This window comes from Aridibaculum aurantiacum (genome assembly GCF_017355875.1).
Lineage (GTDB): Bacteria > Bacteroidota > Bacteroidia > Chitinophagales > Chitinophagaceae > Segetibacter > Segetibacter aurantiacus.
In genome coordinates this window covers 313,326-329,753 of sequence record NZ_JAFEWC010000002.1, presented here as the reverse complement: position 1 = coordinate 329,753, position 16,428 = coordinate 313,326, and the positions used below count along the sequence as shown (strand labels likewise).

14 protein-coding genes are annotated in these 16,428 nt (G+C 40.7%); 3 read left to right on the top strand and 11 right to left on the bottom strand.

Annotated features, from left to right (window positions below; genetic code table 11):
• Positions 1 to 4 precede the first annotated feature (4 nt).
• Positions 5 to 1,882: a caspase family protein gene (locus J4N22_RS12970; protein WP_207495217.1), complete on the bottom strand. Its 1,878-nt coding sequence runs from the start codon at positions 1,880 to 1,882 to the stop codon at positions 5 to 7.
• Between the two features lie 246 nt (positions 1,883 to 2,128).
• On the opposite strand from J4N22_RS12970, the gene J4N22_RS12965 reads away from it, so the two are divergent.
• Positions 2,129 to 3,490, top strand: coding sequence for a tetratricopeptide repeat protein (locus J4N22_RS12965; protein WP_207495215.1), 1,362 nt, complete (start codon positions 2,129 to 2,131; stop codon positions 3,488 to 3,490).
• Positions 3,491 to 3,497: 7 nt separating this feature from the next.
• Here J4N22_RS12965 and J4N22_RS12960 read toward each other — a convergent pair whose 3' ends face one another.
• From J4N22_RS12960 to J4N22_RS12950, 3 genes are all read right to left on the bottom strand, one after another.
• Positions 3,498 to 3,734 carry a hypothetical protein gene (locus J4N22_RS12960; protein ID WP_207495213.1) on the bottom strand — a complete coding sequence of 79 codons (237 nt, stop codon included), beginning with the start codon at positions 3,732 to 3,734 and terminating at the stop codon, positions 3,498 to 3,500.
• A 232-nt stretch (positions 3,735 to 3,966) separates the two neighbouring features.
• A complete protein-coding gene (locus tag J4N22_RS12955; protein ID WP_207495211.1) occupies positions 3,967 to 4,350 on the bottom strand; it encodes a DUF3037 domain-containing protein in 384 nt (127 codons plus the stop codon).
• The gene (locus tag J4N22_RS12950; protein ID WP_207495210.1) at positions 4,328 to 5,116 is read right to left on the bottom strand and encodes a HipA family kinase; all 789 of its coding nucleotides are present in this window, start codon (positions 5,114 to 5,116) and stop codon (positions 4,328 to 4,330) included. Before J4N22_RS12950 ends, J4N22_RS12955 begins: the two co-directional genes overlap by 23 nt.
• A 170-nt stretch (positions 5,117 to 5,286) precedes the next feature.
• Here J4N22_RS12950 and J4N22_RS12945 point away from each other — a divergent pair, with 170 nt between their 5' ends.
• On the top strand, positions 5,287 to 6,549 hold the full coding sequence (locus J4N22_RS12945; protein WP_207495208.1) for a hypothetical protein: 1,263 nt from the start codon (positions 5,287 to 5,289) through the stop codon (positions 6,547 to 6,549).
• 127 nt (positions 6,550 to 6,676) lie between these two features.
• Here the strand turns inward: J4N22_RS12945 and J4N22_RS12940 are convergent, their stop codons facing one another.
• From J4N22_RS12940 to J4N22_RS12910, 7 genes are read right to left on the bottom strand one after another with little or no spacing between them, the layout of a single operon-like run.
• Positions 6,677 to 7,456 carry a glycosyltransferase gene (locus tag J4N22_RS12940; RefSeq protein WP_207495206.1) on the bottom strand — a complete coding sequence of 260 codons (780 nt, stop codon included), beginning with the start codon at positions 7,454 to 7,456 and terminating at the stop codon, positions 6,677 to 6,679.
• Positions 7,457 to 7,484: 28 nt separating this feature from the next.
• Entirely contained in the window at positions 7,485 to 8,624 is a 1,140-nt protein-coding gene (locus tag J4N22_RS12935; protein WP_207495205.1) for a glycosyltransferase family 1 protein, read from the bottom strand.
• A gap of 1 nt (position 8,625) precedes the next feature.
• Positions 8,626 to 9,294 carry an acyltransferase gene (locus J4N22_RS12930; protein ID WP_207495203.1) on the bottom strand — a complete coding sequence of 223 codons (669 nt, stop codon included), beginning with the start codon at positions 9,292 to 9,294 and terminating at the stop codon, positions 8,626 to 8,628.
• Positions 9,287 to 9,892 carry an acyltransferase gene (locus J4N22_RS20150; RefSeq protein ID WP_280923983.1) on the bottom strand — a complete coding sequence of 202 codons (606 nt, stop codon included), beginning with the start codon at positions 9,890 to 9,892 and terminating at the stop codon, positions 9,287 to 9,289. The genes J4N22_RS12930 and J4N22_RS20150 overlap by 8 nt, the downstream gene beginning before the upstream one ends.
• Positions 9,893 to 9,896: 4 nt before the next feature.
• On the bottom strand, positions 9,897 to 11,072 hold the full coding sequence (locus J4N22_RS12920; protein WP_207495201.1) for a hypothetical protein: 1,176 nt from the start codon (positions 11,070 to 11,072) through the stop codon (positions 9,897 to 9,899).
• 11 nt (positions 11,073 to 11,083) lie between these two features.
• Positions 11,084 to 12,880: an ABC transporter ATP-binding protein gene (locus J4N22_RS12915; RefSeq protein ID WP_207495200.1), complete on the bottom strand. Its 1,797-nt coding sequence runs from the start codon at positions 12,878 to 12,880 to the stop codon at positions 11,084 to 11,086.
• Positions 12,881 to 12,891: 11 nt separating this feature from the next.
• A complete protein-coding gene (locus J4N22_RS12910) occupies positions 12,892 to 15,522 on the bottom strand; it encodes a glycosyltransferase (protein WP_207495198.1) in 2,631 nt (876 codons plus the stop codon).
• A 220-nt stretch (positions 15,523 to 15,742) separates the two neighbouring features.
• Here J4N22_RS12910 and J4N22_RS12905 point away from each other — a divergent pair, with 220 nt between their 5' ends.
• On the top strand, positions 15,743 to 16,354 hold the full coding sequence (locus tag J4N22_RS12905) for an L-threonylcarbamoyladenylate synthase (protein ID WP_207495197.1): 612 nt from the start codon (positions 15,743 to 15,745) through the stop codon (positions 16,352 to 16,354).
• Positions 16,355 to 16,428: the final 74 nt, after the last annotated feature.

Genomic DNA, 16,428 nt, shown 5'->3' with positions numbered 1-16,428 from the left:
ATTATTATCTATTTGTACTCCTGGCATATTCATTTAGCCATCCTTTGTAGCTCGCGCTTAAAAGCAAAAGATTTTGCAGATCAACAGCCAGTTTATTTACAGCATCCTGTTTGATGTTATACCCTTCTATCCTGTGGCTATGTCTTTCGCGCATATGGCCTCCATCTAAAAATTTTTCACCTATGATTTCCTTACTCACTAAGAATATCAGCCCGCCCGTCGCTCTTTCTACAGTAGCATAAAAACTTACATCTGCTTCTGAGGGATTATTTACAAACTGAATATTTTGGTTGGATGCCAGGTTCGATTTGAGCCGGGCAGATACTTCTGCAGGCAAAGGCAAATAGATGAAGTAATCAAGTTTACTCACTTCCTGTTTCAGTTTTTTAAAATCAATGGAATTAACAGCAAAGGACGCTTTTGATTCATTTATAGTTTTATAACTTTTCACTTTATAGGTACCCCTGTCAATTGGAGCCAGCTGCTGTTGTATGCTTTGCCATTTATCTTTAGAGAAGTAAATATTAAAACTGTAATCACCCGGTACCTGGTTGTAGTCTTTGTATTGTTCATCATAAATTGCAGGTTGTATCACCTGACTAACAAACCTGTTGAAGGCATGTAAAGAAGGGGAAGCAGGCAAATAAACCTTTAGCCGGGGAAGGCTTACGGTATGCCAGCCTGTTACTTCAAACTGATCTCCCACTTTTATTGAAGCAGCACTTCCATACGTAATGGTTGCTTTTGCGGCGGTTAAACCTGCCAGTGCATCCACTCTTAATTTGATGGCTTTTTTACTACCTGTACCGGCTAAAGTATTTCCCCTGGCTAAACCTGCCGATGCACCACCTGATAAGATTATTTGATTTTGATTGATTGCAGTAACACTTACCAATGTTTTATTTGATAACGCCGGAAGATTACTTCCTAATAAATTCATGTTATAGCGGTTAGGATCACCATACATCAATGGCTTTTGTAAGCCAAATATGTACTGGCGTGTCAACTCCTTGTTTATGTTGTTCAGGATTTCGGTACTAGTAGCAGACACAGGCATCTTTTTCATAACATGGATGAATGCCGCAGTAAAAGCACCATGCGGAATATTGTTCAGATCTAGCCGCTCATTACTTTCTTCATAATCTGTAGCTGCTGCAAAAAATAAAAACCTGGAATTCTTCTTATCCTCTGGACGCTGTACAATTGTTTTATCTTTTATATCCACATTAGTAGCAGGCAAAGCCCTTGAAAGAAGCGTATCCTTCATCGCTTCTTCAATTTCTCTATCTTCCTCATCCTCGTGCTCTTTATGGACGTACCTGATAGACCTCATTCTACCTACAGTATCAATTTCTCTTATCGGAGCAGCCTTAGTCAATCCCCCGGCAAAGCAGCAGTCGTTTATAAAAGTGACGACAGCTTTTTTATCAATCATTTTGTTGACAAAGGTTTTAAGATCATTATCCCTAATGAGGGATGAAGTTTTAGAATAAAGATCAGAGGCAAGTATCCCTTGATTTTTGCCATCTTTAGGTGAATAAGAATTCCAAAGTGTGACGCCATGCCCTGCATAATAAATGAAAACCACATCATCCTTGCCGCAAACGTTTGCCAGCGAAATGAACTTGCTTAAAATATTGTCTTTTGTGGCTTCTTCATTATATACCGTTTGTATTTCATTTTCCTTGAACCCAAAACGATTCATCAATAATCCTTTAATAGCCATTGCATCGTTCACACATCCTTTCAGGCTAATGTTTTTACTTACTACTCCCCTTCTTTCATAGTAGTTATCAATACCAATGATGAGTGCATGTTTCTTTTGTGCCTTTAGCACTACAGGCATGCAAAGTACTAGTAGTAAAAACACAGCCGTCTTCATAATATTTGTTTTTAGTTGACCATTGACAACATATAGATTAAATTAGGAGCAATAAATTCCAGCATGCTTTGCCGTTCACTGAAGTAATTTCTTATCCATTGTGAATGTGTATTGTGTTCTTTTTTTACCCAAAGAGCATAGAGAGTTTTTCACAGAGTAATAAGAGCAGTGAATATGAATAGGCCTATCTACAGTTAAAGAAATGAGTAACATTAAATTTTATCGCCTAAACCACAACTGCATCTAATGTACATTCTTAAAATGGCAATAGCAATAGTAGCGGTAACAGTTAATTGCACTATAGCGCTAAGTCAACGTAGTGAAACAGACAGCATCCGGCAACTACTAAAGCATGAAAAGAATGATAGCAACCGCGCTATCCTCCTATATAACCTGGCAGCTTTATACCAAGGGAGCAAACCAGATTCAACACTGATCCTGGCGCAGGATGCATTGATATTGTCGAGGAGAATTGATTTCAAACAAGGCGAAGCTCAATCATTGAACCAAATGGCTAATGCTTTTAACTGGGTGGGCAACTACCCTAAAGCGCTGGAGCTGTACATTCAAAGCCTGAAGATAGTAGAACAGGGAAATAATCCCACCAGCCATGCCATTGCTCTAATAAATATTGCTACAGTTTACCTATTTCAACATGAATACCGAAAGGCACTTGATTATACTTTTTTGGCAGACTCAATACTTGTTGAAAACAACCTTATCAACCACCGTAAATATACCTTGTTGAATCTTGGTGACATCTACGAAAAGTTCAACAAGCTGGACTCTGCCATGGATTTTTCTAACAGGGCATATGCTGCAGCTAAATCTGCTGGAGATGATAACTTGGTAGGAACAGCGCTAACCAACCAGGCCAATGTTTGTTTGAAACTTGAAACATTTGATCTTGCATTAAAAAATTACAGGAGGGCGATTCCTTTTTTGAAAGAAACAGGTGATGATGATATGCTTAGTGAAAATTATCTTGGCTTAGCTAAAACCTTTCTTGCATTACAAGCTGAAGACTCTGCCCGACATTATGCTCAACTTTCATTTGCCATATCAAATGCAGCTGGCTTTCAGCGCAGGCTGCTCGAAACTTCCACTTTTTTGGTTAACTATTACGACAGTAAACAAAAAATAGACAGTGCTTATAAATACCAGCAACATCTAATGGCAGTTAAGGATTCCTTGCATAGTATAGAAAAAATAAAAGAAGGTTACCTGCTAACATTAAGTGAACAACAAAGACAAAAAGAAATACAAGAACTTATAATAAAAGAGAAATATGAGTGGAAACAAAGACTTCAATACATAGGTATTGGTGTGTTAATTCCGCTACTGTTCATTTTTACGCTTTACCTGCGCAATAAGAAAGTAAAGCCAAGATATATTGAATACCTTGGCCTTGTATCGCTGCTTATGTTTTTTGAATACATAACACTGCTATTGCACCCGGTAGTGGTTAATTTAACCAATCATGTACCGCTGTTTGAGCTTATTGTTTTTTCTATCATTGCTACTTTGCTTACGCGATCACATCACCGGGTAGAGCATTGGTTTCTTGCCAGGATTGGAGGCAAAAACCATCATGCAAAAACTAATTAATGGTATGCTATAGCTTAGGTGTTTTCACACCTCTTGTAGTATCCTCATCATCATTCCTGAAGTTGGGAACCTGCGATGTATCAGTGTTTCTAAATTGTGTAGTATCCACAGTTTCTGAACCGGTAGTTGTAGAAGCTTCAGTTTCTTCAGTACTACTACCACATGCAATATTGGCGAGAACAAATGACGCCACTACTAGTACAAAAATAAACCTGTGACTCAGCATGGTTTTGATCTTTCTCATAATTGATAGTTTTAGTTAGTAAGAATACAATATTTAATTCGTAACAGGAATAGGGCATGTGCTGAAGGCCCAACAAAATGATTATCCATATTTAACCAATTAAAAAGCTCCTGTTCATATTGTCTATAGAAAAAACTAAAGATGCTACCTGTATAAAAAATAAAAGAAAAGCATTGGGTAGTACACAGCGATCAGATGCAATAAGCCTCGACTTCTTTACCGGAAAAAGAAACTACAAAACCATTTGATGATATAGTTTCTCCAGTGCCTGCTGCGGATCGTGCGTAAGTCCCGGGTGAGTAGGAGATACCTGTACAATGGTACTACGTGCCGCAGCCAACCATCTAAAACGTGAAGCAAGAGGCAATTCACCTATTGGACCACCATCGGGTTTGCCGCAACAGATTTTGAAGAATGCCTGCAGGCGATGCTCTAATTCTTCCAGGTCTATACCTGCAGAAAATGCACGCAGACGTTCAGCCTTCAGTTCATATTTTATCTGCAGGAACTTGAGGTCGCGGCAATAAACGATCACGCCCACGTTCATGAACTCCTCACGCTCCACACGTGGCACTACCCGTATCACGGCATATTCAAATAAGTGCTTGGCGGGCATCCTGGGCTTCTTTTACAATTTGAGAGGAGATTGCTAGACGAGACACAAGAAAATCAACATACACTTGCCGCTTTTCTTCGGCAGTTCCATTTTCATCCTGCAGCCATTCGTCGGGCACTACAGAAACAATAGCTTGTATTTTTTTAGCCGGGAGAATAGGTAGAAAAGCATCGTTAACCGCGTCTAGCTGCGAAGCAAGTGGCAGCAGCACATGGTCTTTTACCTGCGGGAACGGTCTTCGTCCCTGCTTCTCCAAATTTTGCCATGCATGGTGAAAATACAATGCGGCGCCATGATCTATCAGCCATAGCTCCTTGTTCCACATGAGCATATTGGTATTACGCGGCGTACGGTCAACATTCATCAGCAGGCTGTCGAGCCAAACTATTTTGGAAGCAAGCATCGGATCCACATTATTCACCACAGGGTCGAATGTGATGGCGCCAGATAAATAATGAAGGCCGAGATTGAGACCAACGCTGGCCTTCAGCAGATCCTGTATTTCCTCGTCAGGTTCTGTACGACCAAAGGCTTCATCAAGATTGCAAAAAACAATTTCCGGCATTTTAAAACCCAGTGCTCTTGCTATTTCACCGCCTATTAATTCAGCTATTAGTGCTTTAGCTCCCTGGCCCGCACCACGAAACTTTATGACATACATGAAACCATCATCTGCCTCGGCAATAGCCGGCAGCGAACCACCTTCACGCAAGGGTGTTACATAGCGGGTAACATCAACGGTTCGTATATCAGGTGCGGCTGTCATTTACAGCGTCGAAAGTAGCGGTTTTTCCTTTTGCAGAATATCTATCACTGTAGTAAATGAATGCGAGGAGTTTGTATATTACTGACCGAATTGCAGCTTCCTTCTCCAAGATTTGTTGAAAGACCTTAACAATGCCTGCCGCTTTATTATTGATAATCAACAAATCGACCATGCGATTTACAAAGCTCATCTTTTTCCTACTTATTCATGTTGCTGTTTGCTCACAAGGGCCTGCAGAAAAATTGAAGGTTTTTATTGACTGTAGCAATGTGTGGTGCGACTTCAACTACATACGTTCCGAAATAAAATTGGTTGATTTCCTAAATGACCAGTTAGCAGCCGATGTGCATGTATTGATAACTGCAGTAGAAAATGGAAACGGTGGCAAAAACTACCAGCTCATATTCTTTGGCCAGAACAAGTTTGATAAAGAACAAGAAACCTATAGCTTCAATACTGAACCTAATGCCACTGAAGCCGAGAACAGGGACGAATTGTTGCGCACTCTAAAAATCGGTCTACTTCGTTTTCTTGCCCGAACACCTTATGCAAAATGGATAGCGGTAGATATGAAAACGGAGGAAAGGAAAAAAGAGCAGGAACTAAAAGCTGAAACAACAAAAGATCCCTGGAACTACTGGGTATTTCGCGTGGGTGTAGACGGCACTTATAATGCCGAACAAGTGTACAAAAACCTGAACGGAACAGGATACACTACCGCCAATAGAATAACTGACAAAAGTCGCATTTACTTTGGTGCATCAGGAGGCTATAACCAATCAATCTATACATATGAGGACAATGGCACCAACGTAGACTTCGAGGTTATCAACTCAAACTACGAGATCGCGCATTCGCTCATCAAAAGCCTTGGCAGCCACTGGGGCATCGGCTACAGGGCCTCATACAGCAACAACACTTATAGCAACAATAAAGAACGGATCTTACTCAAAGGTGGTATAGAATACTCTATCTTTCCTTACAGCGAAGTGAACACGAAGTTGTTTACCATCAGCTACGGCTTAGATGCGAGGCAAAACAGGTATTATGATACAACCATCTACTACCAGACAAAAGAAATGCTGTATGGGCAAGTAGCACAAGCCAACCTAACGCTCAACAAGCGATGGGGCAATCTCAACTCATTGCTAGCCTACCGCAACTATCTGCACGACCCACAGCTCAACAACCTTTCGCTCAACATCAACATGAACGTGCGCATTACTGGTGGCCTATCAATATACATGTACACCAGCGGCAGCATCGTCCGCGACCAGGTTTACCTTGTAAAAGGAAAAGCATCGGAGCAGGATGTACTAACCCGCAGACGGCAAATAGCTACCGACTATACGCTATACACAGGCTTTGGTATCAACTACAGATTTGGTAGTAAGTTGAATAATTTTATTAACCCGAGGATGGAGGGGTTGTAGGGGTTGTCTTTCAATTTGTACCTCCCCCGGTTTATAAACTGCCACTTTGGTTTGAAGAATCTCTTATTGCATTTATAGACGAACACTGTATGAAAAGTTTCTAAACACATCTAGAACTTTAGATGCCTCAGGAAGAGATGTCGGCTGGCCCGATATATTTTTTCGCTTCCAAGCCATAGGTAGATTTTGAACCTAGAATAGCGGATGGGGACAAATTAGATAGATGACTTTCATACGAAACGCTCTCCCATAAATGATGGACATAAGAATTGGGATAGCAGTGATTTCCTTCAAAAAACATATTCAACTCTTCCGCATCATAACTTGGTGTGAAAAATGCAAGTTCATCCAAGACAGTTATCTCATCCCAATAAATTTTCGACAGCAGCTCTGGGACATGAACAGACTGTTCCGCCCAATATTGGTCTTTTCCGATCGAACGAAAATTTTTGTAAGTTTCATACCAGCGAACCAGAAAACTTGATTGGCGTTTAGCAAGAATGACTGCATTGCCTAGACCTTTTATATACTTCTTACCTTCCCAAATGACATATTCTCTCCCTAAAATACAGTCATGTTCCAACAAATCTTTGAAAGGTCGTACACAAATAGTATCAAGATCAAGATAAATTCCTCCATACTCTATTAGTCGTTCAAGCCTTACTACGTCGGCTTTATGAGCATTATGAAGCAATGGCCTACCAAACACAGTTTTCGGAGCTCTCAATTTTACTAATTCTATGAAAGGAATGCATTTACTAAACCATCTTGAATTTGGCTCCTCCTCACAAATAAAAAAAATCTTAGTAGGGTAATTTACTTCATAAGCTGATTTAATAGCTACATAGTGAATATGATTGAAGGGCCTGTCCCCAAAAAGAATGAAGTGGATGATGTTCGGTATCACGAGTTGCTATTGATAAGTTTACATGTAATTATGAAAGACGATTCAATAAGGACATCAATACTGATTTACCTTCGAAATGTTCTTCTACAAAAGTTCTAGCATTCCCACATTGGCGTGCATATTCTTTATTTACCCTAGCAATATGCTCTACAGCTTCTTCCAATGTAGAAAAGCAAAAAACGCCCTCACCTACTGGTAAAAAATCTGAAAATCCGGTATTCTCAACAACAACTGGTTTGCCACTAGCCAAATATGAAAGGCTCCTCTCGCTAAACCAGCCGCTTCTTGTCTTTACATAACCTTGCTTCGCAATACTCCATTCTGCTTTTGACTCTGCAATATATAGTTGATAGCTCCAGGAGTCTTTAGTTGGAATGAGGGATCCCACTGTTAACCAGTTGGCATTTTCTAACCAAATAATTGTCTTTTCATCAGCCTTGATAGCTAGTTCAAATTTCTCACCCGTTCTTGCCGGCAGATCTATAAAGTTGTTGAAGGAGGCACTTTTCATCCCATAAATCTCTCCGCTATATTCGCACTTATCATATGCATCCCACTGTAAAACTGTAGTCCACCGACCACAATTCACCGCTGTCGCTACTTTCCAAATTTCAATTCCAACTGGTTGCCGTGTTTCTTTCCAATCAAACCCATCATCAGGAACCAAGCTAGTATTCCTGCCAATATTCTCACCAAAAGAAAAATGACATGTATGTGCAGCAGCAAGTTCTTTAAACTTTGGATCCGTAATATTTTTTATTTGAGTGAAGACAGGATCTGTATCAACAAAAGCCCTTACAGGAATTTTCAACCACCATTCCCTCAACACATTAACTCCAGAAAGATTTAGAACTATGTCAGCCTGAGAACAAAAGTTAAGGAATGTGTTTCGTGACAAACCATGCCAAACATTAACTCCTGAATCAAAGAAAACCCATTTATTTTCTAGACCGTAGTACGCAAAAAGCTTATTAATAAAGTCGAAGCCTAAATGTTTGGCTATTTCTATAGATTGGCTATTGTAGTAGCCTGGATAGTCATCACTGTCCTCATAGAAAAGCACTTCATGACCCAAGTTCTTTAAGCTTAACAAGTACTGCAAATGATGAAAGCAAAGTCCCCCAAAGGGAGCTCTGATTATGTAGCCAAGTACAAGAATTTTTTTCATATCAAACTACTAACAAAGTTCTTAAAGCCTCTTGTTTAGCTTCATCTGTATCATTCGCCTCCAGATATTTAATAGTTCTAGCTGGGTTGCCCGTAACTACTGCGTAAGGCGGAACGTCCTCCCGTACAACTGCTTTGCATCCAACAATACATCCTCGTCCTAGATGAACACCCGGCATGATAATAGCATCGAAACCTACCCAGACATTTTCTTCAATGATTACTGGTTTTGGATGTAAGAATTCTACATGTCGTGTCTTGGAATGGGCAGCTTCTTTCAACATTTCTCTCCTCGTTCCTATAGAACTTGACTGTAGATTTAACCATGAGTCGGTTACAATTGAGCCCCATGAGAACATGCAATGGTCCCCTATAAAGATCGATGAATTAGATATTAAATTAGTACACTCCAAGACTACATACTTACCCACATTAATTACTCCGCTCTTTCCAGCCATAATGATACTATGACCATAATTGCCGCTGGCATACCCTAACTTAAACCCATCCTTTTTTTCCGAATGAAAAGTAGCAAATGAATAGGCCGTATCTGGATATGTCATCTCGTCCAGATGAATATTTTTAGGCAAAGGGGCAGGATACCAATCATACTCAATGGACAATTCACCCTGCTCGTTACAAAGCAGGTTTTGAGCAATATTTTTATGCATAAACATCATTTATTACAATGGCTGGATTTCCTGATACAACAGCACCTGCAGGAACATCTTTTGAAACAACAGATCCTGGCTCAATAATGGCCCCTTTGCCAATTGTCACCCCTTTTAGTATGGTGGCGTTATAACCAATCCAAACGTCATCTTCAATTAAAACGGGGTAAGACTTAAAGTGCGGCCTCAGATTTCTTTTGCCGACAGTGGAAATAGCTATTGTATCGGCCAAACGAGCAGCTGGTGCTACTGGATGAAAATCTGTGTCGACTATGTTAACTCCCCCTGCTATAAACACGTAGCTCCCGATGACAACTTCACTATTACATGCAATTGAAGCGTTAGACATAAAAGTATAGTCACCAATTTGGATGTAGCCGGCTTCTTCAGTCGCCAAATAAGAACGAAAGAAGGTTACGTTGCTTCCTACCCGTAGTCCAACGGGAAGCTTCGAAAAAAAGTTTTTAAAAATAGACGCTGAGTCCGCTTTTGTGTCTTCTCCGACTTCTATGTTCGCAGGCACCACTTGCATTGAACCGTCAGCCAGGAGCAGCTTACCGGGTTCCAAAAGGTGAAAAAGATGATCATGTTTGTCCATAACTTTAATTTAAATCTTCTAGCATTCGATTTAGCACTTTTTGACTATCAAAATACTCATAAGCTATTTCCTTAGCCCGTTTCTTATGTTTTTCGTAATTGCACAGAACATCGTCCACCGCAGTTTTAGCGGTTGATATAGAGTCAAATGCAAGAGCCCCTTCCCCCGCTGGTATATATTTGGACCATTTTGTATCCTGAACAATGACAGGTTTCCCCGCAGCCAAATAGCAGGCGGACCGACAACTAAACCATCCCGTATTGGCTTTCACATAAGTATGTTTAGCAACAGAAAACTCTGCATACGAATTTTTAATGAAGGCGCTGTAATCATGTATTTGGCCTATCGTTTCCACAGCTTTGAGTATTTTCCATCCGTTCTGTCTTAACCAGGTGTGCTCACCGTCGTTCCTGTTGTTTACAGAACAAGATAATATCATCTCGAAGAAACCCGTTTGACACAATTCAGGTATCTGCACAACCTTCTCTAATTCCAAATCTTTTTGGCCCCATTCTTCGTTGTCGTATTGAATTTTTTTCCTAGCAGAAAGATTCATTATTGTTGTAAATGTTTTCTTATTTACTACGTGCTGATTTGCCCAGTAATCTAGACATACGGGCTGCCTGGTTGAGTACCACTTAAAACTATAGGTAGGAACTTTTGAGTCTTCCGCCATGATGTTTTCGCCGAAGGAGAAAAGGTGAGTATAATTTTTGAATGATGCTTGAATAGCTTCAACTTGCGAGGGATTTTCATTATTAGGAATCTGGGTGAACATTGGATCACTGTCGATCAGAACTCGTGTGGGAATTTTTAGATATTCCTCACGAAGAAATGTAGAACATGATACATTGATGAACACGTCAGCCGAGGCGCATACTTCCAGGAGCTTTTCTTCGGATAAACCAAAACACTTTCCAGAAACGGCGTCTCTATAAGCCCACCGTTCGCTCATTCCGAAGAAAGTCATTGTTTCTTTAAGATAATTAACAACGGGTGTAGGATCATCCCACGAGTACTTAGGGTCAAAGTGGCAATGGTAGCCCAAAGTATCCTCAATGTAATATACGTCGTGCCCTAGTAACTGCAGCCCAACGGGATACTGTACGTAATCCCATGTAACGCCAGAGGTACAGTAAGAGGCAATATAGCCTCCGACAACGATTCTTAATTTACTCATCTTATTTAGAATTAGCCGGCAACGCCTTGATGTTTATAAAATTCCGCATACACTTTCCCCCCTTGTAATAAAGTTTCATGATTTCCTTTTTCTACAATCACTCCATCTTTTATTGAAATGATCATATCAGCATGTCGCACCGTGGAAAGGCGGTGTGATATTATAAATACTGTTCTCCCTGCTGAGTAAGTAGATAAAGCTTTAAAAATTTTGGCTTCTGTTTGAACGTCCATTGCTGATGTGGGTTCATCTAAGATCAGAATTGGACTATCTCTCAAGAATGCTCTTGCTAATGATAAACGTTGCTTCTCTCCACCCGACAAGGATAAGCCGCCTTCACTAACCACTGTATCATATCCTTCAGGTAGCCTGCTTATGAATTCATGAGCCTGAGCAGCTTTTGCTGCAGCTATTATTTCATCTCTTGCTGCCCCTGGTTTTCCAAAAGCAATATTATCTGCAACAGATATTGGAAAGATGAAAGCATCCTGCAGAACAAGAGTAATATTTCTTCTTAGTGACGATAAAGTAACATCCTTTAGATTTTTGCCGTCAATAAATACATCGCCTTCCCATGGATCATAGAAGCGTAGAAGCAAAGAAATCATTGATGTTTTACCAGCGCCTGTTGGACCTACAATTGCCACTACTTTTCCAGCGTCTACTTCTAAATTGAAGTTGTTCAAAATGGCGCTTGCATCATGTTTGATACCATAACCAAATGAAACATTGCGCAACTCCACATGTCCTTCTATACTTGTTAATTCTACAGCATCAGATTTTTCACTTACTACCTCCTCTGAGTCAAGTATCTCAAATACTCTTTTTGCTCTTGCTGTGATTGAAAATGAAGAAACAATTATACTAGCCAAAGAATTCACAGGTCCGAATAGGCTACCGATATAACTAATAAAAAGAAATAGTTCTCCCGTGGTTATTTCTCCATTCAATCCTTTGTACCCTCCAATACCAATAACAATGGCCGTAGCAATTCCGGTAACAATACCAATCAACCCATTGTACACCATGCCGATCCTGGTGTTTGCCAAAGAGGCTTGATTGTATTGATGACTCTGCTTTTTAAATTGTTCGCGTGTAAAGCTTTCTCTTGAGTAAGCTTGTATAACTTTTACTGCAGATAAGCTTTGCTGCATAAACGACCAGAGATGACCTGACACTACAGATTGATAAGTAGAGGTGTGGGTCATTGGTTTATTGAAAACAAATAAAAGAATAGCAAAAAGAGGAACGGTGGAAATTGCTAATAATGCAAGACCTGAATTGATTGTGTACATCACGTAAAACATAGACACGAGTGATGTAACAGAAAGTATAGTTGGCAACATGATACCTCCAACAACAGAATAGATGACATACGTATCACCCGAAAGCCGCGCCATCAAGTCACCCACGTTGTTCTTAGAAAAAAAAGAAAGGGAAAGCTTCTGCATTTTATCGAACAGAGCCACGGAGAAATCATAAACTAGCCTTTGGCAAACTTTAGTGGTAACAGCGGTAGATATATAAGATAAAACAGACGTTCCTATAACCATTAAAACAGAAGCAATTACTAGAATGAGAAGTAATTGTTTATCGCCAGGAACCTCTCCAAAATACAAGAATAAACTTCTCAAATTTTCAGGAAGTGGATGATTTGAAAGCACATTATCAATTATGTACTTCACAGGCAGGGGCTGAAGCACGCTGAAACCAACACTTAAAAAACCCAGGATCACCAACAATAGGATGCTTGCCTTGTAGTTATACGTAAATCTTATTAAACGAAGAAGTATCTGCGCTTTGCTCATTTCTTGCCTGGTTAAATTTTACCGTTGACTATGTTACTCCTGAAATTTCTCATATGGCTGTCTTCGTATACACCAGGTGCTTCGGATTGTTCTGCTTCCTCCATTCCATCTACCTTTACCAGCACCAGCTTACTTTCTTTTTCTCCTTGTAATGAAAGTGAATTAAAAGAGTGCTGCACACAGCCTGAAACTCTTTGTATATCCTGCACGTATTTCAAAAGAATGAATGAAGTAATTGTTACCAACAGGCCAAGTGCCACCCAGCTTTGCTCCAATGCCGCCGCCACATCTATACTCACAAAAGCAGTCACCAAGAAGATTCCAATCCATGAGTGCCTTACCCAATACTTCATCTTTACATACTGCTTATTGGCTCCGTGCTCTTCTACGGTTAATATGCTCCGTGCTGAAGAGAATAGTCCTGTCCGTACCTGGAGATCCCACCTGTCGAAATCACCACCTCTTTTTACCCTTGCCTTGCATTTGATGATATTGCTTTCCAGTTCTTCAAGCCAGGTCTCATTACCTTTCCACTCGGCTTCCGACCAATGCTTTAATGTCCTTGATCTAACCAACGGGGCTTTATGTATCAACCCACCAGATCCTCTTACTCGCCAGGGAGTTAAGCCATTGTTGATCCTTCCCCTTAACCGTGCTACCGGCTGGATGATGTGAAAGAAGAATATCAGCAACCTGTATTTCCAGTTGGCTGACTGCGATTTGGTGAGCGAAGAGTTTTTAGATGAACTAATAGCAGCCTGTACCACTATTGTTACAATTGATGCAGCAAAGAACAACCACATCCATATCAGTGGTGGCCAGAAAAGACCCAATGCGCCCAATAAGCCAAACATGCCAGTGATCAGATAGTATTCGGGCATCAGGGGTATACAATTTAACAACCCATCTGCCGGCTGGTACACCGACTGAAACAAGGCGCTTCCCCAGGTGCCGTGAAAGACACGATCCTTCTTAGTTTTTATCGGCAACGTAAACCCATGACCATAGATCCTGCCTGCCCAGGTGAGGTGACCAAAGCCATTGTATTTCTCCGGCCATTTATGTTCTAATAATGCTTCAGCTTTGCCATATCCTTTCTGCTGTTTCCAATATGCTTTTATAGAATTGCGGCGGTGGTGCCATACAAGCGCAGACGGATGAAAGCCTATGGTGTAACCAGCTTCCTGTATGCGCCAGCATACGTCTACATCATCTCCGGCGGCGCGGTACATCGGATCGAAGCCACCGATCTTCATAAGTACATCTTTGCGTACCGACAAATTACAACCTGGTATATGCTCAGCTATCTCATCTGTCTCTAATACATGCACAGGACCACCGGGCGCATTTGCCACGCAAGTAGCTATAGGCCCATCCTCTTCAGGAATGATATTGGGACCACCCATAGCTGCATGCGATGAATTGCTGTAGGCATATGCCAGGTAATGCAGCCAGTGCGGATCAGGATATGCATCATCGTCTATATAGGCTAGTATTTCTCCGCGTGCATTATACATCCCGGTGTTGCGGGCACTGCTTAGTCCACAGTTTGAAGTAGTTATCAGCCTTACATCCTCATACTTGCTTACTATCTCTACGGTATTATCTTTTGAACCATCATTTACTACTATCACTTCATAATTAGGATATTTCAAACGCTGCAAGCCATCCAAAGTATCTTTAATTGTAGCCGAACCATTATATGTACAAATAACTACTGAGAATGAAGGAAAATGGTGCTCGATCCTCACGGGTACTTCAAGCATGGACGCAGCCACTGTAAATAGTGCGGGCTTTGCTTGCCGGCAGCGATCAACCAAACCGAAATCCCAGTCTTCTATTTCATATCCACCACGCCACCACTCGTCGGTCCAGGCAAATACGAACATGCCTGCGCAGCCTTTACCAAAAATTGTTTCTACCTGCCAACGTAGCACTTCAGATTGTTTATCATGCCCATTGCGCATGCTATCCAGTCCTATCTCTGCTAGCACAAGCGGCCTGTCGCCTGCCAGGTTATGAAGCCGGGCAATATACTTGCTAAGCTTCTCTGGTGTTTCCAGGTACACGTTGAAACAATCAAAGTCAAGAAAACTTAGGTCGAGATACTCGGTGGTAGGATAGTTTACATAAGTGACCAAGGCTTCAGGCGCTTCTTCCTTTACAGCTTTATAGAGCCTTTTTAAGAAACGCTCAATCTTCTCTTTGCCATACCATCGAACAATAGGAGCAGGTATCTCATTTCCTATTGCGTAACACAAGATTGCAGGATGCCCAGCACTTGCACGAACACCTTCTTTCACCCTGCGTATAATGTCCTGCTGGCGTTCTTTTGTATCTAAAAAAGTAATGTGTTGTTCCCATGGCAGGCCCACCATTACTTGCAGGTTATTTTGTAAAGCAAGATTAAGTATAGATTGTGAAGGAACTGTATAAGTCCTTACTGAGTTGATGCCATGTAAAGCCATCATCTCGAAATCTTTCGCAATTACTGTTTCATCAGGAAATTGAAAGCCTTCTTCGTCAGGGGCAAAGGTGCCATATGTAACACCCTTAATGTAAAATTTTTGTCTGCCTCTAAATAGGAACTTCCCTTTTACCGTTACTTTACCTACGCCAACTGTACCATTTAACTGAGCCATAGCTTAGCAAATAATTTGTCAATAAAAAATGGCAAGAATAAGTTGTGAGGTATTTCTAAGGAATAGATGGAGAAATAAAAGTATACATAGGCTTTTATATTTGCAACACATAAATATGTGATTTTTCAATAAAAGCTAAACATTTTTAATAACAGCCCTCAGGCACAGTAATGGAAGATGGTAAAAACATTCCCATTGAGTGACCTAAAACAAAACCAAGATGCTACTTCAAATACATCCTGAAAATCCACAGCCGCGGTTGGTAAAAACGGTAGTAGAATGTTTATTAGACGGAGGGATCATTATTTATCCAACTGACACCATCTACGGGTTGGGATGCAATATCTTTAAACCTAAGGCTGTAGAAAGAATTTGCAGGATAAAACAAGTTGACCCGCAAAAAGCGCAATTGAGTTTTATTTGTCACGACTTAAGTGATTTAAGTAAATACACTAAGTCAGTATCCACGCCATTGTACAGAACATTGAAAGAACACCTACCAGGTCCTTATACTTTTATATTACCCGCAAGTCGTGAAGTACCTAAAATCCTGCAGAGCAAAAAGAACACGATCGGCCTTCGAATTCCTGATAATAAGATTGCTCTGGGAATTATAGAAGCACTAGGGAATCCAATTCTTAGTGCATCGCTGCCAGGTGATATGGTAGAAGAGTATACTGACCCAGAGCTTATGCATGAAAAATTTGAAAAGCTGGTAGATATCGTGATTGATGGGGGAAATGGCGGCATGCACCCTTCTACAATCATTGATTGCACCACAGAACCATACGAGGTGATCAGGTACGGCTTAGGCCAATGGGAGGAGCCGTAGGAATGTAAAGTAGTTGATTAGAGACTAGAGACCAGTGACTAGTAGAAAGGTTTTGTTCTCTCATCTAGTCACTG